Source organism: Actinomadura citrea, from assembly GCF_013409045.1.
In the GTDB taxonomy this organism is placed as follows: Bacteria; Actinomycetota; Actinomycetes; order Streptosporangiales; family Streptosporangiaceae; genus Spirillospora; species Spirillospora citrea.
Window position 1 is genome coordinate 3,605,258 of the sequence record NZ_JACCBT010000001.1, and the last position, 25,804, is coordinate 3,631,061.

A 25,804-nucleotide genomic window follows, 5' to 3' on the forward strand; every position below is an offset into this window, starting at 1 on the left:
GGCCACGCAGAATGACCCACAGCTCAGGCACGCAACCGAATGATCGCGCGGCGGGCTCTCCAATCGGACGATCACCCTCGCTCAGCTCGTTCTCAAACAGACGATGGTGTTTGACAAACAGGCAGGTGAGATGTCCGGTACGGGACTCAAGGCGCTCAGGGCCGCCGACCCGCAACGGGTCGGGCCGTACCGGCTGCTGGCACGGCTGGGAGCGGGCGGGATGGGGCAGGTCTACCTGGGCCGGTCCCAGGGCCGCAGGCTGGTCGCGGTCAAGGTCGTCCACCCTCACTTCGCCGACAACGCCGTGTTCCGGCGCCGGTTCACGAAGGAGATCGCGGCGGCGAGCCGCATCACGGGCTTCTACACGGCGCAGGTGATAGACGCCGATGCCGACGCCGACCCGCCGTGGCTGGCCACGGAGTACATCGCCGGGCCGTCGTTGCAGGACGCTGTCGAGGCGAACGGCGCCCTGCCCGAGATCTCGGTGGCGGCGCTGGGTGCGGGGCTCGCCGAAGGGCTGCGGGCGGTCCACAGCCAGAACGTGCTCCACCGGGACCTCAAGCCGGGAAACGTGCTGCTGGCCCAGGACGGGCCGCGGATCATCGACTTCGGGATAGCGCGCGCGATGGACGCGCCCACCCAGAGCCTGACCCTGATGGGCACGCCCGGGTACATGTCGCCCGAACAGTATCTGGGAGGCGACCTCGAACCGGCCAGCGACGTGTTCTGCCTGGCCGCCGTGCTGATCTTCGCCGCGACCGGCCGCCATCCCTTCGGGGAGGGACCGGTCGACGCCCTCGGCTACCGGGTCCGCCACGTGGACCCCGATCTGTCGGGCGTCCCGGCGTCGTTGAGGCCTCTGATCGCGGCCGGTCTGGAGAAGGACCCGGGCGACCGCCCGGCGACGGGAGAGTTCCTGGACCGCTGTTCCGCGCTCGTCGCGGACGAGGGCATGGCCCTGCCGGAGACGTTCACCACCATGATCGCCATACGGGTGGCCGAGACCGAGGTCTTCACGGGGAAGGCCGGCACGGACGACCACGGGGCGCACCCTGCGCGGGACGAAGGGAAGCGGCCACCCGCGGACCGGCCCGGGTCGTCGCCGGCGCCGCGACCGGTGACGGGGGAGCGTCCGCGAGCGCGCCCACCGGCCAAACCGGCCGCCGCGGTCATGGCCGGGGTCGTCGGCGTCGTGTTCGTCGCCCTGCTCATCGCCGTCGTCGGCGGCAGTGACTCCAAAGGATCGAACGACGGCGACGCGTCGACCTCGACGACGAGCCGCTCGACCGGCCGCACGGGCGACCGAGGCAGTGCCCGGCCGAGCCCGAGCCCCGACAGGACCTGGAAGGCGTTCGACGACATCTCGGTCAATGACTGCTTGGACGCGTCCGGGGACCCCTGGAACCCTGGCGGGTGGCGCGAGGACATGCCCCGCGCGGTCTCCTGCGGGGAGAGCGACGCCTACCTGAAGGTCGCCGAGGTGGGGGAGACGAGCAGTGCGTGCGCCTCCAAGCCGCTCGATGGAGAATCGTATTGGGAGTCCCCAGCCCACGATGGAGGCAGAATCTATCTCTGCGTGGAACGGCAGTTCAGGCACGGCGAATGTTTCCTGGGCAAGAGGGGCAGGAAACCGGGCCGGGCGGCCATCAGCGGATACGGTCTGATGACCTCGTGGAGATGTGACGAGAACGACCTCCCGCAGGAATACTCCTACGTCCTCCAGTTCACCGGCTACTACAAGAGCAGGTGCCCCAGAGGCTCACTGGCATGGGACTTCCGACGGGGCGTCCTCTGCGCCAAGGTCGTTTAGGCGAGGGGACCGCGGCCCGAGCGTGCCGGGGCTCGACCCGGGGTGGATGTCGGTGTCGTCGCGTTTAATCGAGGGGTGGACGTTGGAGAGCGCATCGCCGAGCTGACCGCTCAGGTCAAGAGGCTGAACGATCTGTACTACGGCGCCGGCGACAGCCCGCTGCCGGACGCCGACTACGACGCGTTGAAGGACGAGCTGGCGGCACTGGTCGCCGAGCATCCGGAGCTGGAGCCGGCCGACAGCCCGCTCGGCAAGGTCAACGCGCCGGCGGAGCTGACCGGCCCGACCGTGCGCCACGCGCGCCCGATGCTCTCGCTGGCCAAGGCGACGAGCGAGGAGCAGATCCGCACGTTCTGCGAACGGTTCGGCGGCCAGGTCTTCCGCGTGTCGGAGAAGCTCGACGGGCTCTCGCTCAGCGTCGTCTACACCGACGGAAGGCTCGACTACGTCGCCACGCGCGGCACCGGCGCGGTCGGCGAGCTGGTGACCGAGAAGGTGCGCCACGTGATTCCGGGCCTGCCGGCCGAGATCGAGGCGCCCGGGCGCGTCGAGGTCCGCGGTGAGGCGGTGATGCTGCGGTCGGTGTGGGCGGCCTACAACGAGGCGCACCCGGAGCGGATCCTGACCAACCCCCGGTCGGGCGCCGCCGGGACGCTGGTGCTGAAGGATCCCGAAGCGGCCGTGAAGGCCAGGCGCGTGCTGAGGTTCTTCGCGTTCGGCGCCGATCGCGGCGGCGTCGCGATCGATGTCCCGGCGGGCTTCGAATCGGTAGCCCAGTACGTGGGCACCAGTGCCGAAGAGGTCATCGACGCGATCCATGAGATCGGCGGACGCCGCGACGGCCTGGACTACGACATCGACGGCGCGGTCGTGCGGCTGCACGAGCCGGCGGCGTTCGACGCGGCGGGTTTCAACAGCGCCGAGCCGCGCGGAGCGATCGCGTTCAAATACCCGCCGGAGGAGAAGCTGACGACGCTGCTGGCGGTCCAGTGGCCGGTCGGCAAGATCGGCCGCGTCCCGCCCCGTGCGAAGGTCGCGCCGGTGTTCGTCGGCGGTGTGACGGTGGAGAACGTCACCCTGCACAACCCTCGCCTGATCCGCGAGCGCGATCTGCGGATCGGCGACACGGTGGCGGTCGTGCGGCGCGGCGACGTGATCCCGTTCGCGGGCCGCTCGCTGCCGGAGAGGCGCGACGGGAGCGAGGTCGAGATCGTCCCGCCGGCGCACTGCCCGTCGTGCGATTCCGAACTGGAGGTCCGCGGCACCGGCGAGGAGCGCTGGTGCGTGAACCTGCAGTGCCCCGCGCAGGCGACGCGCCGCCTCATGCACTGGGCCTCGCGCCAGGCGGCCGACATGGAGGGCGTCGGCGACGTCTGGATCGAGAAACTCGCCGAGGACGGCGTGCTCAAACGCCGCAGCGACTTCTACGACCTGACCACCGAGCAGCTCCTCGGCTACGAGCGGATGGGCGAGGTCAGCGCCCAGAACATGGTCGACTCGATCGCCTCGTCCAAGGAGGTGGGCCTGCGGCGCGCGCTGATCGGGCTGGCGATCCCGATGGCGTCCGAGGGCACGGCCAAGCGCCTGTGCCTGGCCGGCTACCAGCGCATCGAGGACGTGGCGGCGGCCACGGCCGAGGACCTGGTGGCGATCCGCGACATCGGGCCGAAGGCCGCCGAGAGCATCGTGGCCTTCTTCGCCCGCACGGAGGTCCAGGAGGAGATCGCCGCGCTGCGCGAGCGCGGCGTGGACCTCGACGTGCTGGCCGAGGACCGGCCGCTCGACGCGGCGGCCGCGGGCGACTCGCCGCTCAAGGGCAAGTCGGTCGTCATCACCGGCGCGTTCACCGACCCGCGCTCGGGCGCGAAGATCAGCCGGCCGGACGTCACGCGCCTGGTCGAGCAGGCGGCCGCGACGACCGCGTCGTCCGTTTCGAGCAACACCGACTACCTGCTCACCGGAGACAACGTCGGAGCCGCGAAGACCGGCAAAGCCGAAAAACTCGGAGTCACCGTCGTCCCCCAGGACGAACTGTGGCGCTGGCTGGCCGAAGCCGGAGTCGTCTGATCCCGTCGGGCTCACTCGGTCGGGGCCCGGCGCCCCACCGCCGCGGTCCGGCACAGCGCTCAGGAGCTTCGCGGCGGTGCGCGTGTCGGCCTCATGCGACCGGGGTGGCCGCCTTGACTGATCGTGAGGCCCGGTTATCATTCCAACATGTCGATTGATTCCGAATGTGGAATGACGTCGCTGGACGGACTGGCGCCCGCCGCCGCGCTGTTCCACTCGCTGGCCGACCCGGTGCGGCTGTCGATCGTCCAGCGGCTGGCGCTGGGCGAGGCCCGGGTGGTGGACCTGACCCGCGAACTGGCGCTGGCGCAGTCCACGGTGTCCAAGCACCTCGCCTGCCTGCGCGGCTGCAAACTGGTGGACTACCGCGCCGAGGGCCGCCAGTCCTTCTACTTCATCGCGGTGCCAGAGCTGCTGGACCTCCTGCGCTCGGCCGAGCATCTGCTTTCCGCCACCGACCGCGCCGTTGCGCTGTGCCCCGTATACGGCACCGCCGGCGACCAGCAGGTGGGCGCTCGCCCTCCCGACGCCGAACGGCGGGCATGACCGCCGCGTCGCCGGGCCCCCGGGTCGGCGCGCAGCGGCCACCGACACCGGCGCCGCGACCATGAGGCCCGGCTGCGCCTGATCCCCTTCACCGAGTTCGGAGGACATCGTGGCGATCCCCGCGCTGGTCATCTATCTGGTCTGGGCCGCGCTGGCGTTCGGCCTGCGCACCCTTCTGCAGTGGCGCCGCACGGGTGACACCGGCTTCCGTGGCGGCGACCTGGGCAGGGGAACCGTGCAGTGGTGGGCTCGGCTGCTGTTCACCGGCGCGCTGCTCATCGGCGCCGCCGGGCCGATCTCCGCGCTGGCCGGCCTCCCCGCCTTCGGTGCTCTGGAGAACGCCGGCGTGCGGGCGGCCGGGATCGCGCTGGCCCTCGCCGGCGTGGCGGGCACGCTGGTCGCGCAGGGCTCGATGGGCACCTCCTGGCGGATCGGCGTCGAGGAGGAGGAACGCACCGAACTGGTCATCGGTGGCGCTTTCGCGCTTGCCCGCAACCCCATCTTCACCACGATGATCGCCACCGCCGCCGGGCTGGCCGCCATGGTCCCCAACGTGATCGCGCTGTTCGGCCTCGCCCTGACCGTGGTGGCCATCCAGATGCAGGTCCGCGCCGTCGAAGAGCCCTACCTGCTGCAGGCCCACGGCGTCGCGTATGCCGCCTACGCCTCCAAGGTCGGCCGATTCCTGCCCGGCATCGGACGACTTGTCCCATCCCCAGGCACCCGACAGTGACCCGAATCGTCTCGGAGGGCGGGGACGTGGTTCATCACCTTGAACATGGTCCGGCCGGCCTTGGAAAAGGTCGCCATCGCCTTGTCGATGCCGCAGTGTGCGCCCCGCGCAGCGGTGCACCGTCGTATCGTCGGCGAGGACGGCGTCTCCATTCCCCGCCGCTTCTCGTCGAGCAGGCGTGCGAGTTGGGCCTGCGGAGGACCACCTCGTGTTCCGGATTCTCAAACGAACATCTGCGTTTGTACGGGATAGAGTCGGCCCGTGATGAGAGGGGACGTGATCAGCGGCCGGTACCGGCTCGGCGAGGAGATCGGCCGGGGCGGAATGGGGATCGTGTGGAGGGCGTACGACCAGGCGTTGGAACGCCGCGTGGCGATGAAGCGCCTCCAGGTTCCCGATGACCTGGCCGAGGAGGACCGGGACGGTCTCAAGGGCCGGTTCCTGCGCGAGGCCCGCGCCGCCGCGCGGCTGGAGCATCCGTCGATCATCAACGTGTACGACGTCGTCGACGACGCGGAGGGCCCGTGGATCGTCATGCAGTACGTCCAGGGCCGCTCCCTGGAGCAGATCGTTCGCGAAGACGGGCCGCTCTCCGTCGTCCGGGCGGCCCGGGTCGGGCTCGCCCTGCTGGACGCGCTGGACTGCGCACACGGGGCGGGGATCCTGCACCGCGACGTCAAGCCCGCCAATGTCCTGATCGCCGATGACGGTCGTGTCCTCCTCGCCGACTTCGGAATCGCGGCGGTCTCCAACGCCACCGCCTACACCAGGACGGGCGGCTTCGTCGGAACGCCCGTCTTCATGGCCCCCGAACGATTCCGGAACGGCACGCCGGGCCCGGCGTCGGATCTGTGGTCGCTGGGGGCGACCCTGTACGCGGCGGTGGAGGGTCATCCGCCTTTCCAGGCCGATGAGCTGGAGGTCCTCGTCGGCCGGCTCCTCATGGGAGACGATCCCGCCTACGTCCGGTCCGGCGCGCTGGAGCCGGTCCTCAGGGGACTCCTGGACAGAGACCCGGGCAAGCGCTGGGGCTCGCGGCAGGCCGCGCAAGGGTTGAAGGCCGTCGAGGACGGGCGAACTCCAACAAGGCCGCTGGCAGGGAACGCCGTACCCGCGAAACCGGGGAAGGGCGTGACGGTCATCGCGGGCCTCCTCGTCCTCGTCGCCCTTGTCGGGGTCGGGCTGAGCTTCCCCTTCTTGAGATCGTCCGATTCGGGCTCGAAGGACGAGTTCGAGTCCGTCCCGGATGCCTGCGCCGTCGTCAGCGACGGCCCCACCCTCAAGGAGACCCTGTCCAACCCCGGCGAGAGCGAGACTCTGGATTGGGGCCCCTACAAGGACCACGCCAATGCCGAGACGTGTACGTGGAGCAATGTCGTCTCCGAGGACGCGAGCTCCAAGACCGTCGACGCCACGCTCGCGATCCGCGCCGACCTCCCCCGGAGATCGACGGTGGTCGACCTGCTGACCTGGAGCAAGGTCCCGGGCCTCGGGGACGCGGCCGTCCGGAGAACGCTCCCCGGTGACGGACAGAGCGACTGGCAGGCCGAAATGGTCATCTTCACCCTGCGGAACGCTGAGGTCGGCGTCTACCTCAGCGAATCCCCCTCACGGCGCACCAACGGCGAATGGCGGTCAAGGGCCCTTGAGATCGCCGAAATCATCGAAAGGGCACTCAGCGAGACCCTCTGAGCGCCCATGAGCGTGTCCTGTTTCGTCGGTCACCCGACTCGTCCAACGCGCCCATGGCACCAAGAGCACACGGTCGGCAGTGCCCTGCGCGGAGGTGCCCGGCGCGCCCGCGACTCGCCAGGGCGCCGGGCACCTCATCGCCGTTCGGGTGCGCTGGTCACACGGAAGGCGTCTCCGCGGACGATGCCTCATCGGCGGTCTCGTGCTCCTGCACGCTGATGACCTGGTTGGGGCACATCCGGGCAGCCTGGCGGACGGTCTCGTGAAGGTTCCCGGGTGGGGACTCGGTGAGCAGCACGATGGTGCCGTCCTCCGGACTGGTCGAAGACCTCCGGCGCGTACAGGGCGCACTGCCCCGCGCCGAGGCAGTGGTCGTGATCGGCGACGATCCGCATGGCGGTCACCGCCCCCAGCTCACCTGGAGCCGGTGGACGCCGTAGATGAACATGTCGTGCCGCATGGGCACCTCGTCAGGCGGCACGGCGAGGCGCAGGCCGGGCAGCCCGTCGAACAGGGCGGTCAGGGCGATGCTCATCTCCACGCGGGCCAGCTGCTGTCCAAGGCACTGGTGGATGCCGTGGCCGAACGCCACATGCTGGGACGGCGGCCGCGCGAGGTCCAGCTCGTCGGGATTCTCGAAGTGCTCGGGGTCGCGGTTGGCGGCCGGCAGCGACAGGACCACGGTCTGCCCGGCGCGGACCGGGTGGCCGTGGATCTCGACGTCCTCCCTGGCGACCCGGACGACGCCGAACTGCAGGATGCTCAGGTAGCGCAGCAGTTCCTCGACCGCGGGGCCGGCGGCCCGGGGGCCGCCGCGAAGGGCGCCCAGCCGGCCGGGACGGGTGAGCAGGGTGAGGGTGCCCAGCGCCAGCATGTTGGCGGTGGTCTCGTGCCCGGCGACCAGCAGCAGCCGGCCGATGCCGCTGAGCTCGGCGTCGCTCAGCCCGGCCCCGGAAGTGATCAGCGAGCCCAGCAGCGCGTCGTCGGGGCTGCGCCGTTTGGCGGCCACCAGCTCCCGCATGTAGCCCAGCAGCGCGTCCCTGGCCTCCGCCACCCGCTGTGCGTCCGCGGTGATGCTGAGCAGGGCGGCGGACCAGGCGTGGAAGCGGGCGCGGTCGGTGTAGGGCACGCCGAGCAGCTCGCAGATCACCAGGGACGGGATCGGGAGGGTGAACGCCGGAACCAGGTCGGCGGGCGGGCCGGCGGCGCGCAGGGCGTCGAGGTGGTCGGCGACGATGCGCTCGACGCGCGGCGCGAGGGCCTGCATGCGGCGGGTGGTGAAGAACGGCGTGAGCAGCCGCCGGTAGCGGGTGTGCTCCGGCGGGTCCATGAACAGCAGCGAACCGGCCCGGTCCTCGGGCCGGAAGGCGGGCCGCCTGATCGGTGAGGAGGCCAGCGTCCGGTCGGCGCTGAACCGCTCGTCGGCCAGGACCTCGCGCACGTCCTGGTGCCGGGTCAGCAGCAGGCCGGTCGCGCCGTCGGGGAACGACAGCGGGGAGACCGGCGACTCCCTGCGGAGCAGGCCGAGCGCCGGTGGCGGGTCGAGCGGGTCGTCGCGCCGCGTGGGCAGCGGGGCGGGGGCGGAGGCGGGGGGCTGCGGAGCGCGCATGGGACGAGATCCCTTCCTCGGAGACTCGCGCTGTGCCGCTCCCGGCGGGACGGCTGACGGCGGGCTCGCCGGAAGGAACGGCATCCGCTCCGAAAATAGAACGGATCCGTTCTATACGCGAGGTTCCGGCAGGTTGGGGACGTCCAGTAGGGGAGACAGGATGCCGTCCACAAACCGATCGACCAGGTCGTGGCCGGGAGGTTCATCCTGCATCAGCACATGCCCGAGGATGACCGCGAACGGCAGGTCCGCCAGCAGCCCGGCGTCCACCCGGCCGGGGATCTCGCCGCGTGCGCGGGCCCGGTCGAGCGCGGCCTCGATGGAGCGCCGCACGGGATCGGCGAGCCGTTCGCGGCGCAGCCGGGCCAGCTCGGGGTCCCGGCGGCTGCCCTCCAGCAGCGCGATGACCAGCCCGCGGTCCAGGCTCGACCAGCTGGCGACATAGGCCATCAGCAGCTGGCGTATGTCCTCGGTGAACGAGCCCGCGTCCCGCCCGGACACCGCGGGCCGGTAGCGCTCCATCGCGGCCATCACCAGATGGGCCTTGGCGGGCCAGCGCTGGTACAGCGTCGCCTTGCCCACCCGCGCGCGCCGCGCCACCAAGTCCATGGTCAGCCGCTCGTACCCGACCTCCGAGAGCAGGGCGAGGACGGCGTCGAGCAGTTCCGCGCGCCGCTCGGGCCTGCTCAGCGGCACCTTCCTCAGCCCGCTCCGCGCCGTCGCGTCGTCCCGCATGCCGCCCGCCCTCCGTGCCGGACCGAGAGTGCTCAACACCGTAAGCCAGCCGAAGCGCCACGGCAGTCCCCAAGACGGAAAAGAGCGGATGCAGCGCGCTCTGCTTCACATCACGCAGGTGCCCGGCGTTCGCGACAAGACACGGACGGGCTGAAGGGGTGAGGAGAAGTGTTCTCAAGGAGTGACCAGTGCGGGCACGGGCTCAGGCCCTGGTCAGATTGGGGGGACGCCTGGGACTCGAACCCACGAGGCGCTCAAACGGCGCCCGGTTCTGCCGGGGTGGTGCTGTCCAGGTGCGCGAACACCAGGACCCGGGTCTGGTGGACCATCTGATCCAGCTCCGCGATCGCCTCATGCAGGATCCGGCGCAGTTGCTCACTGTCGGGATGCAGGTGAACGCTTCGCCGATCAGCCAGGTGGCCGGCCGGGGTGACGATGGCGGGCTGCGATCGGCCGGTACCACCGGCTGGGGGGCTGACACGGCCCAGGATCCCGTACAGATCCATACTGATCGCGAACATGTGGCGGACCAGGGCGTCGGCCAACATCTCCGGGCTCGTCTGTGAGGCGATGTCGAGATCAGCGGTGGGGCCACCGGCAGGGGTGATGATACGAGCCACCGTGGGGCTGCTGGATGCGTTGGGGCCGTGCCGTTGATTTGCCGGCGGTGAGTTCGGCATTGCAGACCACTCTCATCTGCCGGAGCAAGGAGAGTTCACCGGGCGGCACTCCGGTGCCGTCCGGCCGCGAGAGCGAGTGCTCAGCGGTTCGGCCCGGCGGCGGGTAGTTGCCGGGACGAGACCGGGACCGGGGCGGGACCGCGAGGATCGCGGTCGGCGTTCGTCGGGCAGGTGAGCAGGGCCGCTGCCTCCAGCAACCTTCCCAAATTCAGCAGGTCGGCCTGCGCCCCGGCCGAAGCCGGGACAGAGCGGGCGGGTTGGTCCATGACCATGCTCCTTGGTCGCTCTCTGGAAGAGGTCTTGCGGACGTCGATCATCAGTCCCAGCCAATCTCGCCCTTGCCGGAAGGGAAACAGCCGATTCGCAATGAGGTAATCACCGCAAAAGATGACACGTCGACAGATGCCGGCCGACAGAGATGATGGAAGTGAGCACGTCCCGCCGAGGCGCCCATCCGGACACCCGCACCGCGGCCGTGATCGGCCAGGTGGGGCGAGGTGGGGACCGAGGGCTTCCCCGCCACCCCGGCCACACCGGCCCGGTCAATGCGCTGACGTTCGCCCGGGAAGGAGGACGCTCGCCGGTTCCAGCGACGACCCCACGGTGGGCTCTGGGACCCCGCTCTGTACGTCGACCCCGTACGCGGCATCTGTCCGAGAATCGGCCGCTTCTCGCGGATCTGTCGGACGTGATCTGTACTGTCGGCGACATCCGGGCCAACGGGTTCGCGACATCAGGTGATCGAGAGGCTGGAATGGCGGAGCACCGCACGTACCTTGAGTTGTCCGAAGACAACGCCACCGCTCACAAGTTCTACGAGGTGGTCCGCTCCGGCACCCGAGTCACCATTACCTACGGAAGGATCGGCGCCTCCGGCCAGGTGAAGGTGTCCGATTTCGCGACCGAGGCCAAGGCCGAGACGGCGGCCGCCAAGAAGATCGCGGAGAAGACCAGGAAGGGCTACGCCCCGGCGGTGCGGGGCGTACGGCGGGCCCGCCCGGTCAGCAGGCGCTCCATGGTCAGCACCAGGTCGACCGCCCGCCAGGCACCGGTGCTGTGGCGGTTGGCCACCGGCGCCGCCGCGTTCGGCATCTTCGTCGACCAGGACCGATGCTGGGTCGGCAACCAGAACGGCGACGTGTACACCGTTACCACCGACGGCACCGTGACCGGCCATTACCGCCTGCCCGACGGGGTGAAGTGCATCGTCGCCGACGACTTCTGGATCTACGCCGGCTGTGACGACGGCCGTGTGTACGACATGAGCGGCAAGGTTCCGCACGTGGCCTACGAGATCTCCGCCGATGTCGACATCTACTGGCTGGACATCGACGACGCCATCCTCGGAGTATCCGACCGCAACGGCCGCGTCACCGCCGTCGACCACGAAGACGAATACCAATGGTCACGCGACGTCGACGGCGACTCCGCCTGGATGGTGCGCTGCGACGCCGGAAGCAACACCGTCTTTCACGGCCATTCTCGCGGTGTGGCCTGTTATTCGGCCGCCGACGGCAAGCCGGTCTGGCAGACGCCGGTCGGCGGCGGCGTGTTGTTCGGATGGCAGGAAAACCGTGCGGTGTACGCCGCGACCAGTAATAACGACGTCTACCGGCTGGCCAAGGGCAACGGGGAGGTCGAAGCGGTGTACCGCTGCGACGCCGCCGTCTTCTCCTGCGCGGCCTCGCCCGACGGGCGCTATGTGTTCGCCGGCGACAACCACTCCTCCATCTACTGCTTCGACGAGGACGGTACCCGCCTGTGGAAACTCGGCACGGGTCACGGCTCGGCCTATTCGATGCAGTTCCTGGACGAGCGGGTCTACATCGTCACCACCGACGGTTCGCTGCTCTGCATCGACGCCTCCGAAACGGCCATCCATGCGGCCCACCAGGGATCGGTCCCCAAGCCCGTTGATGTGAAGGTCGCCGCGTCGCTGCCGACGGCCGAGCCGGTGACGGTGCTCGAGACCACCTCCCAGCCCGGTGACGCCGTCATTCTGGAGTGCTACCAGGACGGCTCCCGTCACCGCGTGCGCGTCATCAGCGAGGGTTACGAGCGGGGATGGAACGTGCAGTTCCCCAAAGAGATCCGCCAACCCGGCGCCCGCTACGCCGTCGAAGGCGTCCGCACCTCCGGGCGGGGTGGCTTCTACCGGGCCTACGGCGAGATCAGACGCCTCCTCTGACGTCTTGAGTTCGAGCGCCGACGTCGCGGAAGGGCATTCGCGTCCGCGAAGCCGAGTGAAACCGTCTGGGACGGCAATACCCGGGGGGACACGTCCCCCCGGAGGTGCGCATGGTCTGGCTCGGACTGGTCCTCGTCGTCGCGGGTGCCGTCCCGGCACTCACCGTGGACGGTGATCTGGGCGGTGTCGACATCACCGTGGCGGGTGCCGCGGTCATGGCCGTCGGCGCGGTCCTGCTGGTCGCGGGCATCCTGCGGCTACGCGGTCGCCGCCGCGCCGGGCCGGCCGGCGCGGCCGCGCAGGCCTACTACCGGACGTCCACCGGAAAGATCGTCGCGATGGTGATCGCGGTGATCTACATCGTCTCACCGGTCGACCTGATCCCGGACGTCTTCCTGCCGTTCGGGATCGTCGACGACGCCACCGCCCTCACCTGGCTGCTGTTCGCGCTCGGCCAGGAGTACACGCGACGGTCTCGCACGGAGCGCCGCGCCCCCTGAGGCCGCATGCCGGCGGCTCGCTCGAGAGCCGCGCGCCGCGTCCGTCACCTCGCAGTGCCGACCTCCTGGGCGAAGGCCAGCAGGGCTGCGGCGAAGCGGCCGGATGCAGCTCGGCGAGGCCGACCTGGCCGCCGACCTCGGCGTCACCCCCGGCCCCGACGAATCCGAGCTGCTCTGGGCCAGGTCCCAGGTGATGGCGGCGTCGGCCGCCGCCGGCCTGCCCCCGCCGCTCGGCCCGGTCTCCACGCAGTTCCGCGACCTCGGGGCGTTCCGCACGACCACACCGCGCCTCAAGCGGCTCGGATTCCGCGGCCGCGCCTGCGTCCACCCGGCACAGCTCCCGGTCGTCGCGGAGGTCTTCACCCCGACACCGGCCGAGCTGGACCGGGCCCGCTCTCTGCTGGCCCGCTACGAAGCGGCTCTGGCCTCGGGCTCCGCCGTCTTCGTCGGCGACGACGGCCGCCTTGTCGACCAGGCCGTCATCCGCGCCGCCCGCGCCCTGCTCGCCTGACCACCGAGCACTTCTCGGGCGCGCGGGTTGACGCCCTCGCCGCCGTGCGTTCCTGTTCGGTCGGCGCCTCCGCTGGACGAAGGCGGTGCTTATCTCGACCAGCGTGATGCAGTCTGGTCTCGGCCGTGAGTTCGTGGGCATTGGCCGCCACGGACTGCCGAGATGTCTTCAGTAGTCAAAGAAGAAATTTGGAACGATCCTGAGCGCTCTGACTCGGGTGAACATTGTCGAGACGCCGGGATCTGCACCCACGATCCGCTACCGCCCGGATCGGCAGGGCGGCGGTCTCCGCAGCTCAGCGCCGTGATTCGGACTCGGATGCCGACGGCTGTGCGCCCGAGATCGTTTCGGCCATCAATGGTCGTGGCCGCCTTGCCTCCTCTGGTCCTTCGTGGACGGTCAGGAGGTAGGAGCGGCTCATACTGAGCGTTCCGCGGGGTGCCTCATCAGAGCCACACCTCGACAAAAACCAGATGAAAGGAGTCGGGCTTTTGCGCGGCTACCTGAACACGCTCCTCCAGGTCACCACCATCGGGCTCGTCGTGCTCGTGCTGGGCAACATCGGGTTCGGTGAGATCTGGGACGCTGCCAAGGACATCTTCCCGTCCTGGGGCAGTTTCTTCACCTTCGTCTTGGTCATGGCGGGGCTCTCCGGCCTCGTCTTCGCCTGGTCGAAGAACCACTGATCGCACCGCAGGAGTGACTCCTGCATGCGCAGCAACACGGAATGGGGTCCGCGCACTGAGGTGCGCGGCCCCGTTCTCTTGTCCCAAGCAGCTCACAAGCGAGCCCCGCCGGTCGATGGGACGCCTGGGTCAGGCGAAGGGCGGCGGACCACTTCCGACCAGCGTGATGACGTCGGACCAGACCGCCGAGCCGCCGAGCGTGACCTGTGCTTCGCGGCCGTCTGGAAGTCTCAGCGTCTGGTCGTGAGCGCCGCTGGCGTCGAAGTCGCCGATGGTCGCGGTTCCGGACCACTCCCGCTGTTTGGCGCGCAGATCGACGTAGACCTCGATCTCGGCTCCGTCGCTGCCGATCAGGGTGGCGGGCCCCCGGTAGCGGCTCACGCGTGGATCTTCTCGTCAAGGCCGACGTGGTTCGTCTTCATGAAGACGCACCATAGCGTTCAGGTGGGACGTTCCCGCCCGCACTGCTTCTCAGGGCTCAACGTGGTCCGAGCGGGTTTGTGTATGCCGTCATCCCGGCCGTTAGACTCCAACGTGCGGAAGGTTCGCCCGTGCCTGCGTGGTAGGGGCGTCGTAAGAGGGAACCCGGTGGGAATCCGGGACTGCCCCGCAGCGGTGAGCGGGAACGACCGCCGTCATCGAGCACTGGGCCGCCGGGCCTGGGAAGCGACGGCCAGTAGGACGCACCTACCCAGGTAGGAGCGGTGCCCGCGAGTCCGAAGACCTGCCTTCGCCCGTGCGCCGGCTGGCGTGCGGTGGTCTGCGGCCTCGCGGGAGGGCCGGCGGGCGGCACAGGCGGTTTTCGGCGCCGTGCCGTGCACGTCCCTCCCCGGTTGGCCGCCTTTGGCTCAGCGAGGGAAGCTGCCATGAAAACCACGATCCTCGGTTACCCCCGGATCGGGACGCGCCGCGAGCTCAAGTTCGCCACCGAAGACTTCTGGGCGGGACGCATCGACGCGGCCGCGCTGGAGAAGGCCGGCGCGGACCTGCGCGGCGCCGTCTGGACAGGGCTGCGCGACGCCGGTCTGGACGCGATCCCGTCGAACACCTTCTCCTTCTACGACCATGTGCTGGACACCAGCGTCCTGGTGGACGCCGTGCCCGAGCGCTATCGGGGCCTGGACGGCCTCGACCGGTACTTCGCCATGGCGCGCGGTGTCCAAGACATCCCGGCGATGGAGATGACCAAGTGGTTCGACACCAACTACCACTTCATCGTGCCGGAGCTGGGGCCGGACATGCGGTTCCGGCTGCCCGGAGGGGTCACGTCGAAGCCGGTCGCGGAGTACCTGGAGGCCAGAGCCCTCGGTATCGAGACGCGGCCCGTGCTCGTCGGACCGCTGACCTACCTGCTGCTGGCCAAACCCGCGGCGGACGCGCCCGCCGGCTTCCGCCCGCTGGACCTGCTCGACGGGCTGGTGGAGGTGTACGCCGAGCTGCTGGAGCGGCTGGCGGGGGCGGGCACCGAATGGGTGCAACTGGACGAGCCCGCCCTGGTGGCCGATCGGACCGACGGGGAGGTCGCCGCACTGGCCCGCGCGTACGCGCGCCTCGGTGAGCTGTCCAGCCGGCCGCACCTGCTGGTGGCGACCTACTTCGGCACGATCGGAGCCGAAGCGCTGCGCGCCCTTGCGTCCTCCCGTGTGGAGGCCGTCGGGCTGGACTTCGTCGCCGGTCCCGGCAATCTGGACGTGCTCGCTTCCGTGGGCGGGCTGCTGCGCAAGACCGTCATGGCGGGCGTCGTCGACGGCCGCAACATCTGGCGCGCTGACCGGCAGCGGGCCAAGGCCGCCTGCGCCACGCTGCTCGGTCTGGCCGACCAGGTGGTCGTGAGCACCTCCTGCTCACTGCTGCATGTCCCGATCGACCTGGACGCCGAGGACGCGCTCGATCCGGCGGTGCGGGGGCGGTTGGCGTTCGCCCGGCAGAAGGTCGGCGAGGTCGTCGCGCTCGGCGAGGCGCTGGGCGAGGACGCGGCCGGTCCCGCCGCGCAGGTTCCGGCGTCCACCGCCGGGATCGACCACGAGGTCCGGGCTCGCCTGGACACGCTCGGCGGTTCCTCCCGCGGGGACCGCGAAACCCGGTTCGCCGCGCAGCGCGCCTCGCTCGGGCTGCCCGACCTTGCCACCACCACGATCGGCTCGTTCCCCCAGACTCCGGAGGTGCGCAGGGTCCGCGCGGACCGCCGGGCCGGACGCATCTCCGAGGACGACTACAGCCAGGCGATGCGGCAGGAGATCGCCCGCGTCATCGCGCTGCAAGAGGAACTCGGTCTGGACGTGCTCGTGCACGGCGAGCCCGAACGCAACGACATGGTCCAGTACTTCGCCGAGCAGCTGGACGGCTACGCCGCCACCGAGCACGGATGGGTGCAGTCCTACGGGTCCAGGTACGTGCGGCCGCCGATCCTGCACAGCGACGTCGCTCGTCCCCGTCCGATGACCGTCGCGTGGACCACCTACGCCCAGGGGCTGACGAGCAAGCCGGTCAAGGGCATGCTCACCGGGCCGGTCACCATGCTGGCCTGGTCGTTCGTCCGCGACGACCAGCCCCTGGCCGAGACGGCCCGCCAGGTCGCCCTCGCGCTGCGGGACGAGATCGGGGACCTGGAGTCGGCCGGTATCCGCATCGTCCAGGTCGACGAGCCCGCACTGCGCGAGCTGCTTCCCCTGCGTGCGGCCGGCCACGCCGCCTACCTGGACTGGGCCGTCGGAGCCTTCCGCCTGGCGACCTCCGGGGTGGCGGACACCACGCAGATCCACACCCACATGTGCTACTCCGAGTTCGGTGAGATCATCGATGCGATCGGGGCGCTGGACGCCGACGTCACCAGCGTCGAGGCGGCCCGTTCGCACATGGAGCTGGTCGGCGACCTCCGTGCCGCCGGTTACGAGAACGGCATCGGCCCTGGCGTCTACGACATCCACTCGCCCCGCGTCCCCTCGGCCGACGAGATCGAGGAGAACCTGCGGCGCGCGCTGCAGGTCGTCGAGCCCGCCAAGCTCTGGGTCAATCCCGACTGCGGGCTCAAGACCCGCGCTTACCCGGAGACCGAAGCGGCGCTGCGCAACCTGGTGACCGCCGCACGGCGAGTCCGCGAGGACGCCGCCGCGCGCTGAGCCGCGGCCGAACGGCGGCGCACGCCCGGTCAGAAACCGGCGTGCGCCGCTCCCACCTGCGCCTGACCTGACGCCTCGCGGCGGATCCACTGGAGCAAGGTCGGGTTGTCGACAGTGGTGATGACACTGATGGTGCTGCGGAGGTGGCGGTCGTGGTCCAGCAGGGCCAGAAGGCTCGCGGCCAGGTCCGCGCGGGCGGTGTATCTGCCCTCGGCGTGGCCTTCGACAATGGTGTAGTCGGTGACCGACGGCAGGTGGTAGAGCCCGCTCGGGCGCACGATCGTCCAGTCCAGATCGCTCTCCCGGACCAGCGTCTCCATCCGCCGCATGTCGTCGTACAGCGTCTTGCCGAGGACCCGGGTCACGTAGGGCAGAAGTACCCGGTTGAACAGGATCCCTGCATCGGCGTAGGGCCGCGGGTCGACCCCGGTCGAGCTGACAACGGCGAGCCGGCGCACCCCGTGCTTCCGCATCGCGGCGATGATGTTGGCCACGCCCTGCGAATAGGTGCTGATCGGCTTCTTCCCGGCCGGCACCCCCAGCGTCGACAGGACCGCGTCCTGCTTCTCCACGGCGGCGTGGACGGCATCTCGGTCGAGCACGTCCGCACCGACCACCTCGAGCCGCTCATGGCGCAGGGGGAAGGAGTCCGGCCGCCGGGTGACCGCGGCGACCTGATGCCCGGCGGCGAGGGCCTGGCCGGTGAGCAGGCGGCCGGTGGGGCCGTTGGCTCCGAAAATCGTGACACGCAAGACGATGTGTCCTTTCCGCGGTTGCTAGGAGTGCCGTCGCTCGTCCGGCCGGGCGGGATCCTGGCGAGCCCGCTGTGCCTCGCGCAGGATCGCCCAGGCATCCGCGACCGGGCCCACGTGGGCGAGCTTGTCGGGGTTGCTCATCGTGCTGATCGTCTGGATCCGACCGTCGAGGATGTCGAGGGTCCAGGTGTTGACGACCTTGCCGTCGCGATCGCGGAAGACGGCGCCCGGCTGGCCGTTCACCTGGCGCGGCTCCACGACACCGCCGATCTGGACGAATGACGGGACGAGCACGCCGAGCGCCCGGGCGACGTTGCCCGCACCGAAGATCCCCCTCGCCCACTGCGGGGCCTTGCCGCCGCTGTCGGCGACGATCTGAACGTCGGCGGCGAGCAGGTTCTTGAGCCCGTCGAGGTCGCCCTCGGCGAACGCGTCGAAGAACCGCGTCGCGAGTTCCTCGCGCTCCCTCCGGTCGGCCTCGAACCGGGGCCGCCCCTCGTCCATGTGGCGGCGTGCCCGAACCGCGAGCTGGCGGCATGCGGCCTCCGACCGGCCGACCGCCGAGGCGACCTCGGGGAAGCCGAACCCGAACACCTCGCGCAGCACGAAGACGGCGCGCTCCAGCGGGCTGAGCCGTTCCAGCAGCAGCAGAGCCGCCATCGATACCGAGTCGGCGAGTTCGGCCGAGCGTTCCGGGTCCTGGTAGGGGTCGGTGAGCAGCGGCTCGGGGAACCACGGGCCGACGTACTCCTCCCGCCGGACGCGGGCCGAGCGCAACACGTTGATCGAGAGCCGGGTGACCACGGCCGACAGGAACGCCTTGGCCGACGTGGGCCGGGCCGGCGTGGCGGCATAGCGAATCCAGGTCTCCTGGACGGTGTCCTCGGCCTCGGTCACGGTGCCCAGGATCCGGTAGGAGATCGAGAACAGCAGCGGACGCAGCTCTTCGAACTCCTCGGCCCGGGTCACGCCAGCTCTTCCTTGAAGCCCTGCCGCCAGGACGGGTAGCGCGGCTCCCAGCCGAGCTCCCGCTTGGCCTTGGCGCTGGAGAAGCCCCGCCCCTCGGTCATCATCACCACCGCCTGGTCGCCGGCGAGCAGCCGGGCCAGCCACACCGGGACCCGCCTCGGTCGCTTCGCGCCGGCGCACCCCGCCAGGTAGGGGAGCCACTCGCTCGCCGGGGCCGGGTCGTCGTCGACGATGTTGTACACCCCGCGCGCCTTCTGTTCCACGGCCAGGACCGTGGCACTGGCCGCGTCGTCCAGATGCACCCACGAGCTGTAGCCGGTACCACGCCCCACCAGCGGGTACTGCCGCTTGCGCAGCAACTCGACCTGGTCGTCGATGGCGCCCGGCCCGTAGAACGCGCCGTACCGCAGGACCGCGCCGCCCGCCTTGAGGACCACGTCCTCCACCCGGCTCAACGCCTTCAAGCCCACGTTCGCGGCCGTCCCCTCGAGCAGGTCCAACGGATCCTCCTCGGTCTTCACCCATCCGCCCTCGCGGATGCCGTTCCACGAGGCGTACCCCTGCGCGACGAAATGGGGTACGCCGGTCGCCTCTGCGGCGGCCAGCAGGTGGTCGGTCCCCTCCGTGCGCAGCCGGTTGGTCTTGGCGAACCATCGGTCCGGATGCTTGATGTCGGGCTTGCCGGCGTGCGCCATCGAGATCGCGGTCATCTGGTGCACGACCACGTCCGGCCGCGCGGCCGCCACCGCCTCCCCGACCGCAGCCGCGTCCAGCCCGTCCATCACCACACCGTCCGCGCCCAACCGCTCCAGCAGGTCCAGCTTCGCCCGGCTCGTGGTCGTCGCCGTCACCTGATGGCCCCGTGCCACCAACTGCGGTACCAACCGCTGCCCCAGGACCCCGCTCCCACCAGCCACGAACACTCGCATGACCATCACCTTCCGACGAGATCTCCTGCCTTCGCTACCCGAGACAAATCAGCCCGACTTTCTGTGACATGACGGGCTGACCCATTCTGGGAGCCGGGCCGGCCGTGACGTCGTGAGCGGCTCGATGGCCTCGATCCGGTAGTTGCCGCAGTGCTGGGCGCCGAGGTCCGGCGGTAGCCGATACCGCTGATCATCATGAGGTCGCCGATGCGGTCGTGGACGTTCCAGTGCGACCGGTCGTAGCGGTTCCGGTCGCCGCCGACCCCCTAGACGGGGGCGGGGACCTGGTGGATCGGAAACTCGTCGACCGGGAAGACGCCAGGCATCCCGGGCACAGGGGGACCTCCGGGCCGCTTCATGGGCTGGTGGGAGAGGACGGGACCGAAGTGCGGTCCAGCCGCGTCACGGTGCCGCGGTCCCCGTCGACCCGGACCCGGTCGCCGGTGCAGAGCACGCGGGTGGCGCCCTGGGTGTTGACCACGCAGGGCAGGCCGTACTCGCGGGCGACGACCGCGCCATGGGAGACCGAACTGCCGATGTCGGTGACGAGCGCGGCGATCAGGGTGAAGTAGGGCGTCCACCCGACGTCCGTCACGGGGGCGACCAGGACCTCACCGGGCTGCAGTTCCCGAGCCTGCGCGATCGTGGTCGCGACCCGGACGGTCCCCTCGACGACACCGCCGCACGCGGAACGACCGACGATCACACCGCCCTCGGCTGGCTCCGGGGGCTTCGGCCGCGTCGGAACGGGCTTGCCGACGCTGACGTCCGGGAAGTCGAGCCGGGCCTGGTACGGAAGCGCCGCCCGGCGCGCCTCGGCGCGGTCGATCAGGTCCCCGGCGTCGTCGGTGCTCAGCAGGTCCGGCAGCTCCGACCGGTCGAAGAAGAACACCAGGTCCGCGTCGGGCAGCCGCCCCGTCGCGGCCAGCTGCTCGCCCAGGAGGCGATAGCCGAGGCCGAGCCGGTGGGCGACCAGGACCATCCGCGACTTGGTGGCCTCGCGTCCGCGTGCCCCGGCCCGCGCGAGCCGGGCCATCACCCGTACCGCCCGGGAAACGCCTTCCGGCGCAGGTGGGACCGTGCGGACGGCGTCGCCGGTGAGAAGGCGGGCCCGGAGCATGGCCTGCATGATCGTGCCGAGCCCTTCCGGGTCGTCCCCCCACGACGGTTCGCGCAGGCACAACTCCCGGTAGCCCCGATGGCCGTGGCGCCGCAGAAACCCGTTGAACGCGCGGCTGGTCGGACCACCGCCTCCGGTCAGCCGGACCACGGCCTCGGCGGCGTCCGGTTCGAGGAACGCCTTGGCTTCCGTCCCGTCCGCGGCCAGCCGGGCCACCACGCCGTCCAACTGCTCCAGCATGACGGCGCTCTCGACGTTGGTGGCGCCGGCCAGCAGTACCGCGGCCCGGGAGCGGCCCTCGTCCTCGCTTCGGCCCGCGCGGATCGCTTCGCGCACCACCGTCTGCTCCAGCACGTTCGCGGCGACGGCGGAGCGCGCGGAGGACCGGACGTGGGTGAGGGTGGCCTCGTTGTAGAGCTCGATCGCAGAGTCCAGCTCGGTGAGCAGCGCTGCCGGCTCCGCCGCGGACGGCGTCTCGGAGCGCGCCAGGTCGCGGTCAAGGCGGCGGATCGCCCGTCCCGCCGAGAGCGTGAACGTGGTCAGCCGGACGGTGTTGACCAGGCGGAGCAGGAACGGCTTCGGCGGCACCGGCACCAGTTCGTCCACCACCCTGCCCGCGATCGAGAGCGAGTACTGCTCCAGCGAGTTGCCCAGGATCCCCGAGCTCAGGGCCGTGCCCTCGGTCATGTTGAGGAACAGGTGACCCGAGAAGTAGCCCAGCTGCAGCCAGCGGTCCTCCCGGTAGGAGTCCTGGAAACCGGCGGTGACCTGGACCATCTGCATCGCGTACTCGATCGCCCGCCCGCTCACGGACGCCGTGAGCGGGCAGAAGGCGCCGGGCATCATCTCGCCGATGTTGCACCGGGTGTAGACGTGGTCCTCGCCGGCCACCGTGCTGTCCATCTCGCTCAGGTCCCCGGGCAGGGTGGTGATCGGCCGCGCCTGGAGCCAGCGGATCTCGCCGGTCCGGTCGATCGCCCATTCGAGGTCCAGGGGCATTCCCCACCGCGCCTCCGCGGCGCGGGCGCCTGCCGCGACGGCCATGACCTCGTCGTCGTCGAGCGCCGGACGGGACGCGATCTGGCGGTCCACGATCCGCCCGGAGCGGTCGACCTCGTAATGGTCGGGGCTCGCGGAGCCGTCGACCAACGACTCCGCCAGGCCGAGAACCGCGTCGACCACGCAAAGCTCGCGCCGGCCGCTCGCCGGATCCGCGGTGAACACGACACCGGCGGCCCGCGCGTCGACCATCTCCTGGACCACCAGGTGCATCGCGCCGGAGATGCCGGCGGCCGACCGGTAGGCGGTCGCACGCTCCGAAGACGCGGAGGCCGCGCAATGCCCGATCGCGGCGAGGAGCTCGTCGTATCCGCCGACCCCTAGAACCGACTCGTACTGACCGGCGAAGGAGCTCTCGACACCGTCCTCGCCCGAAGCCGAGGAACGCACCGCGACCGCCTTTCCCGAGCCGGCCATCCGGGCGTAGCGCGCTTCGAGCCCGGAGGGAAGGGCGGCGGCGTCGGCGTTCGCGATGACGAACGCGGCCGGCACCGAGAACCCGGCGGCGGCGAGCGTCGCGAGGCCGAGGGCCTTGCCGCCGTACCTCGCGTCGGTGACGTCCGACAACTCGACGAGCTCGCTCCGGGGGTGCCGCACGGCAGTTACGTTACACTGTGCTCGAAAATGAACAACCCCTCGGGAAGACCCCGTGACGCTCGCATCGACGACGCCGTTCTGACGGCCGCCGCCGAGCTGCTGGCAGAGGTCGGCTACGCCGAACTGACCGTGGCCGCCATCGCCGACCGCGCCGGAACATCCCGGCCCGCGGTCTATCGGCGCTGGCCCAGCAAAGCCCACCTCGTCCACGAGGCGACCTTCCGGGACGGCGTCACCGCCGGCGCACCCCGGACAGGCTCGTTCGCCGAAGATCTGCACGAACTGGTGAGACGGACCGCGGAGCTCCTGACCACTCCCATGGCCCGGATCGCCGTACCCGGCCTGATAGCCGAAGCCGCGACCGACCCGGTCATCCACCAACGCCTCCTCGAACGATTCTCCGCCGGGGGATGGCGCGGGCTCGACGCCACCCTCGCCGCGGCCGTCACGAGCGGAGAGCTCGACGCCGAGGTCGACGCACTCGTGCTGCTGGAGATGATCATCGGCCCCGCCCTGGCCGCAATGCTGACCAGGGGCCCCGACGGCCTCACACCGGACTGGGTCGCCAAGACGGCCCGCATCCTCCTCAACGGCGTGAGGCCTGCGAACTACAGGCGAAATCCAGACGACTCCTGATCTGGGCATCGCAACGTGGAGACCGGAACCAGGTCGTCCAATGCGGCGTGACGCGGTGCCCTCAACGCGGGCGCGTACTGCGTGCCTGGGGCGGGGCGCCCACGCTCGGAGGTCAAGCTCAGATCGGTGCGGGAGTCACGTGGTCGGTCCCGTCGTTCTCCCCAGTTCGGTCGCCAGGGCGGTGATCGTCTCTTCCGGATGCGTCGATCCGGGGAAGTAGGCGCAGACCCGTTCGGCCACGTCGCCGAACCGGGCCTTCATCTCGCCGGCGCACTCGGCCGGCGTTCCGACGACCGCCAGCGTCCGCATCATCGTGTCGTCGATCAGGCCGATCATCGTCATGATGTCGCCGGTCTTCGACAGCGCGTTCAACTCGGGTTGCAGATCCCCCCAGCCCTCGATGTCCAGGACCGGCCTGTACGCCGGGGTCGAGCCGTAGAACGCCAGCAGCGCCTTCACTCCGAAGGCCGCGGCCTCGATCTCCTCGGGGGTGTCGCCCATCGCGACGATCGCCTGCGGGTACAGGTCGATCCGTTCGCGACCCGCCAGTTCCAAGCCTTCGGCCACGGCGGGAAGAGTGCGCTCGCGAAAATGTCGATGGCTGTGGAACGGCATCACCAGCAGTCCATCGGCGACCTCGGCCGCGGTCCGGGTCATCACCGGGCCCAGCGCACCGAGCAGGACCGGCGGCACGCCGTACGGGTTCGGTCCGGGGACGAACGTCGCGGGCATCAGGGTGTGCTTGGTGAACTCGCCGCGGAAATCCAGCGGGGTGCCGTCCTGCCAGGAGTTCAGGATCGCCTTCACCGCGAGCACCGTCTCGCGCATCCGGGCTGCCGGCCTGCTCCAGGTCGAGCCGTACCGGTTCTCGATGTGCGGCCTGATCTGCGAGCCCAGTCCGAGCCGGAACCGCCCCTTGCTGAGCAGTTGCAGGTCGTAGGCCATGTTGGCCAGGTTCATCGGACTGCGGGGGATCGCGATCGCGACGTTGGTCATCAGGTCGGTCGGCGGTACGTCCGACGAGCCGGCCGCGACGATCAGGGGCAGGAACACGTCGTGCGGGCCCTCGAACGTGAACAGGCCGTCCACCCCGGCGGCGATCAGTGCGCGGGCACGCTGCGCCGCCTCGTCCGGCCGGCCGTCCAGTTGCACATCCAGCTTCACTGGCCGATCTCCATTCGCGCAGAGCCGAGTGTCCGCCGGCGAGGGGCGAGGACGCCGCAACGAGCTTCGCATCTCAGACAAGCCGGCGGGAACATTCTGAGCCCCGGCGACCTACGGAGCACGGAGAGGGTGGGGCTCGGAGAGCATCGATGCTCGCTGAAGGCTTGGTGGGAGTCTTTGCGAGTCGGCTACTCGGCTACTCGGCCCCGAAGGATCGAGCTGCTCGTGGGCTTCTCCCCGGGATGGACGTGATTTCGGCAAGAGCACAGGGGCGGCCGGAACCGCGGGCGTGCTACCGGGTGGGTGTGGCGGATGGGGCGAGGCCGGTGAATGCGAGGTCAACGATGGCGTTGACATGGTCGGTGTCGGCTATGCGCGGGGTGAGCAGCCGGCGGTAGTAGGCGGCGCCGTAGAGCAGTTCGGTGACGAGGACCGGGTCGGCGTCGGCGCGGACCTGGCCTTCGCGCTGCGCCGTCCTTATGCGTTCGGCGGCGGCGCCCGCCAAGTGACCGATGAAGCTGTCCCACAGGGCCCGGTGGAGGTCGGGGTCGTGCTGGGCTTCGCCGATCAGTGCGCGGTAGTGCGGAAAGACGTCCGGGTCGCCGAGGATTCGAGAGGCCGCCGCCATCTGCGCCTTGATGTCGGCGATGAAGTCCCCGGTATCGGGGAAGGACGCGTCCATCTTCCACGTGGACAGTAGGCCGTCCAGCAGCACGGCGCCCTTGGACGGCCACCACCGGTAGATCGTGTTCTTGCCGACGCCGGCGCGGGCGGCGATGCCCTCGATGCTGAGTTTGCGGTACCCGACCTCCTGGCACAGGTCCATGGCGGCCTTGATGACGGCGTTGGCGGCCTCTTCACTGCGGCGCTCGGGACGTCTAGGTGACATGCGGACAGCATATCCCTCAGACGGCACGGAACGTTCCGTATTGACTATGTGCAGGGCGGCGGGCATGCTGAGGCGGCACGGAACGATCCGTACCGCCAGTGAGGGACGAGTCCCATGAAAGTTGAGTTCACCCACGACATCGCCTGCGTCTGGTCGGCGCTCGGCTACGCCCGCTTCCAGCGGGCCGCCGAGGAGTACCGGGCAGGTGGCGGCGAACTGGAAGTCGTCTTCAGGCCGTACCGGACCGCGGGCTCGTCAGCGGGAACGTCGCCGGGCAGCGGCCACTTCCAGCTCGTCCCCGCCGCGCGGGCCGAGCAGATCGCGCGGGCGGCTGCGGCCGACGGCCTGGTGGTGAAGCTCGACCGGATCGTGCCCGCCCGCACCGCCCAGGCCCACCGGCTCATCGCACTGGCGGCCGACCACGGCGCCGCCGAGGACATGGCCGCTCGCCTGTACCGTGCCCACTTCACCGACGGTCTGGACATCGCCGACGCGAACGTGCTGCGGGGCCTGGCGCACACGATCGGCGTCCGCTGGGACAGCGAGAAGGTCTGCGAGCGGCCCCACGCGGAACCTGCGCGATCCGCAGATGCGCCCGGCCCGCGAGTGCCGGTCTTCCGGTTCCCCGACGAGACCGTCCTCGTTGGAGCCGTGTCACTCGCCGCGCTGCGGAGTGAGCTGAGGCGGACCGACCTGACGCACCGACGCGGTCGGCCATCGCCCGACCGCTTGCCAACCGCAGGATCAGTGCTCTGACCAACGCCACGCGCCGAGGCGAGAAGCGCAACCGCGGTCGCCGAAGCCGACGGG

Annotated in this window: 23 protein-coding genes and 1 riboswitch; of the genes, 12 read left to right on the forward strand and 11 right to left on the reverse strand. The window is 70.4% G+C overall.

What is annotated here, in order from left to right; genetic code table 11:
• The first annotated feature begins 130 nt into the window (after positions 1-130).
• The 5 genes from BJ999_RS16985 to BJ999_RS17005 all read left to right on the forward strand — a co-directional run bounded on the left by BJ999_RS16985 (position 131) and on the right by BJ999_RS17005 (position 6,848).
• A complete protein-coding gene (locus tag BJ999_RS16985) occupies positions 131-1,810 on the forward strand; it encodes a serine/threonine-protein kinase (RefSeq protein ID WP_179834198.1) in 1,680 nt (559 codons plus the stop codon).
• A 75-nt stretch (positions 1,811-1,885) separates the two neighbouring features.
• Positions 1,886-3,877, forward strand: coding sequence for an NAD-dependent DNA ligase LigA (gene ligA / locus BJ999_RS16990; protein ID WP_179834199.1), 1,992 nt, complete (start codon positions 1,886-1,888; stop codon positions 3,875-3,877).
• A gap of 147 nt (positions 3,878-4,024) precedes the next feature.
• Positions 4,025-4,423: an ArsR/SmtB family transcription factor gene (locus BJ999_RS16995; protein ID WP_218935094.1), complete on the forward strand. Its 399-nt coding sequence runs from the start codon at positions 4,025-4,027 to the stop codon at positions 4,421-4,423.
• A 109-nt stretch (positions 4,424-4,532) separates the two neighbouring features.
• The gene (locus BJ999_RS17000; RefSeq protein ID WP_179834200.1) at positions 4,533-5,156 is read left to right on the forward strand and encodes a methyltransferase family protein; all 624 of its coding nucleotides are present in this window, start codon (positions 4,533-4,535) and stop codon (positions 5,154-5,156) included.
• Between the two features lie 264 nt (positions 5,157-5,420).
• Positions 5,421-6,848, forward strand: coding sequence for a serine/threonine-protein kinase (locus BJ999_RS17005; RefSeq protein ID WP_229810470.1), 1,428 nt, complete (start codon positions 5,421-5,423; stop codon positions 6,846-6,848).
• Between the two features lie 400 nt (positions 6,849-7,248).
• On the opposite strand, the gene BJ999_RS17015 is transcribed toward BJ999_RS17005, so the two are convergent.
• From BJ999_RS17015 to BJ999_RS17030, 4 genes are all read right to left on the reverse strand, one after another.
• Positions 7,249-8,457, reverse strand: coding sequence for a cytochrome P450 (locus BJ999_RS17015; RefSeq protein WP_179834202.1), 1,209 nt, complete (start codon positions 8,455-8,457; stop codon positions 7,249-7,251).
• Between the two features lie 111 nt (positions 8,458-8,568).
• Entirely contained in the window at positions 8,569-9,192 is a 624-nt protein-coding gene (locus BJ999_RS17020; RefSeq protein WP_179834203.1) for a TetR/AcrR family transcriptional regulator, read from the reverse strand.
• A gap of 254 nt (positions 9,193-9,446) precedes the next feature.
• Positions 9,447-9,812, reverse strand: coding sequence for a hypothetical protein (locus tag BJ999_RS17025; protein ID WP_179834204.1), 366 nt, complete (start codon positions 9,810-9,812; stop codon positions 9,447-9,449).
• A 140-nt stretch (positions 9,813-9,952) separates the two neighbouring features.
• Positions 9,953-10,138: a hypothetical protein gene (locus BJ999_RS17030; RefSeq protein ID WP_179834205.1), complete on the reverse strand. Its 186-nt coding sequence runs from the start codon at positions 10,136-10,138 to the stop codon at positions 9,953-9,955.
• A 488-nt stretch (positions 10,139-10,626) separates the two neighbouring features.
• Between BJ999_RS17030 and BJ999_RS17035 the strand changes: the two genes are divergently transcribed.
• The 4 genes from BJ999_RS17035 (at position 10,627) to BJ999_RS17050 (ending at position 13,757) form a co-directional block, all read left to right on the forward strand.
• On the forward strand, positions 10,627-12,060 hold the full coding sequence (locus BJ999_RS17035) for a WGR domain-containing protein (protein WP_179834206.1): 1,434 nt from the start codon (positions 10,627-10,629) through the stop codon (positions 12,058-12,060).
• 110 nt (positions 12,061-12,170) lie between these two features.
• Positions 12,171-12,560, forward strand: a complete 390-nt coding sequence (locus BJ999_RS17040; RefSeq protein ID WP_179834207.1) for a YkvA family protein — start codon at positions 12,171-12,173, stop codon at positions 12,558-12,560.
• A 103-nt stretch (positions 12,561-12,663) separates the two neighbouring features.
• Positions 12,664-13,071, forward strand: coding sequence for an aldolase/citrate lyase family protein (locus tag BJ999_RS17045; protein ID WP_179834208.1), 408 nt, complete (start codon positions 12,664-12,666; stop codon positions 13,069-13,071).
• Between the two features lie 491 nt (positions 13,072-13,562).
• Complete coding sequence (locus BJ999_RS17050; protein ID WP_179834209.1) at positions 13,563-13,757, forward strand: hypothetical protein; 195 nt, start codon at positions 13,563-13,565, stop codon at positions 13,755-13,757.
• 129 nt (positions 13,758-13,886) lie between these two features.
• Here BJ999_RS17050 and BJ999_RS17055 read toward each other — a convergent pair whose 3' ends face one another.
• Complete coding sequence (locus BJ999_RS17055; protein WP_179834210.1) at positions 13,887-14,138, reverse strand: DUF4873 domain-containing protein; 252 nt, start codon at positions 14,136-14,138, stop codon at positions 13,887-13,889.
• Positions 14,139-14,280: 142 nt separating this feature from the next.
• Positions 14,281-14,503: riboswitch (cobalamin riboswitch) on the forward strand.
• Positions 14,504-14,623: 120 nt separating this feature from the next.
• Here BJ999_RS17055 and metE point away from each other — a divergent pair.
• Entirely contained in the window at positions 14,624-16,876 is a 2,253-nt protein-coding gene (metE, locus tag BJ999_RS17060; RefSeq protein ID WP_179834211.1) for a 5-methyltetrahydropteroyltriglutamate--homocysteine S-methyltransferase, read from the forward strand.
• Positions 16,877-16,905: 29 nt separating this feature from the next.
• Here metE and BJ999_RS17065 read toward each other — a convergent pair whose 3' ends face one another.
• From BJ999_RS17065 to BJ999_RS17080, 4 genes are all read right to left on the reverse strand, one after another.
• The gene (locus BJ999_RS17065; protein WP_179834212.1) at positions 16,906-17,628 is read right to left on the reverse strand and encodes an NAD(P)-dependent oxidoreductase; all 723 of its coding nucleotides are present in this window, start codon (positions 17,626-17,628) and stop codon (positions 16,906-16,908) included.
• Positions 17,629-17,652: 24 nt separating this feature from the next.
• Positions 17,653-18,600, reverse strand: coding sequence for an RNA polymerase sigma-70 factor (locus BJ999_RS17070; protein WP_179834213.1), 948 nt, complete (start codon positions 18,598-18,600; stop codon positions 17,653-17,655).
• On the reverse strand, positions 18,597-19,535 hold the full coding sequence (locus BJ999_RS17075) for an NAD-dependent epimerase/dehydratase family protein (protein WP_338070797.1): 939 nt from the start codon (positions 19,533-19,535) through the stop codon (positions 18,597-18,599). Before BJ999_RS17075 ends, BJ999_RS17070 begins: the two co-directional genes overlap by 4 nt.
• A 349-nt stretch (positions 19,536-19,884) precedes the next feature.
• Positions 19,885-22,305: a PEP/pyruvate-binding domain-containing protein gene (locus BJ999_RS17080; RefSeq protein ID WP_179834215.1), complete on the reverse strand. Its 2,421-nt coding sequence runs from the start codon at positions 22,303-22,305 to the stop codon at positions 19,885-19,887.
• A gap of 27 nt (positions 22,306-22,332) precedes the next feature.
• Here BJ999_RS17080 and BJ999_RS17085 point away from each other — a divergent pair, with 27 nt between their 5' ends.
• Positions 22,333-22,941 (forward strand): TetR/AcrR family transcriptional regulator, encoded by a 609-nt coding sequence (locus BJ999_RS17085; protein WP_179834216.1) that lies wholly within the window; start codon positions 22,333-22,335, stop codon positions 22,939-22,941.
• A 135-nt stretch (positions 22,942-23,076) separates the two neighbouring features.
• Here BJ999_RS17085 and BJ999_RS17090 read toward each other — a convergent pair whose 3' ends face one another.
• Both BJ999_RS17090 and BJ999_RS17095 read right to left on the reverse strand, forming a co-directional pair.
• Positions 23,077-24,105, reverse strand: a complete 1,029-nt coding sequence (locus BJ999_RS17090; protein WP_179834217.1) for a TIGR03617 family F420-dependent LLM class oxidoreductase — start codon at positions 24,103-24,105, stop codon at positions 23,077-23,079.
• A 292-nt stretch (positions 24,106-24,397) separates the two neighbouring features.
• On the reverse strand, positions 24,398-24,994 hold the full coding sequence (locus BJ999_RS17095; protein WP_179834218.1) for a TetR/AcrR family transcriptional regulator: 597 nt from the start codon (positions 24,992-24,994) through the stop codon (positions 24,398-24,400).
• A gap of 114 nt (positions 24,995-25,108) precedes the next feature.
• Between BJ999_RS17095 and BJ999_RS17100 the strand changes: the two genes are divergently transcribed.
• Positions 25,109-25,750, forward strand: a complete 642-nt coding sequence (locus BJ999_RS17100; RefSeq protein WP_179834219.1) for a DsbA family oxidoreductase — start codon at positions 25,109-25,111, stop codon at positions 25,748-25,750.
• Positions 25,751-25,804: the final 54 nt, after the last annotated feature.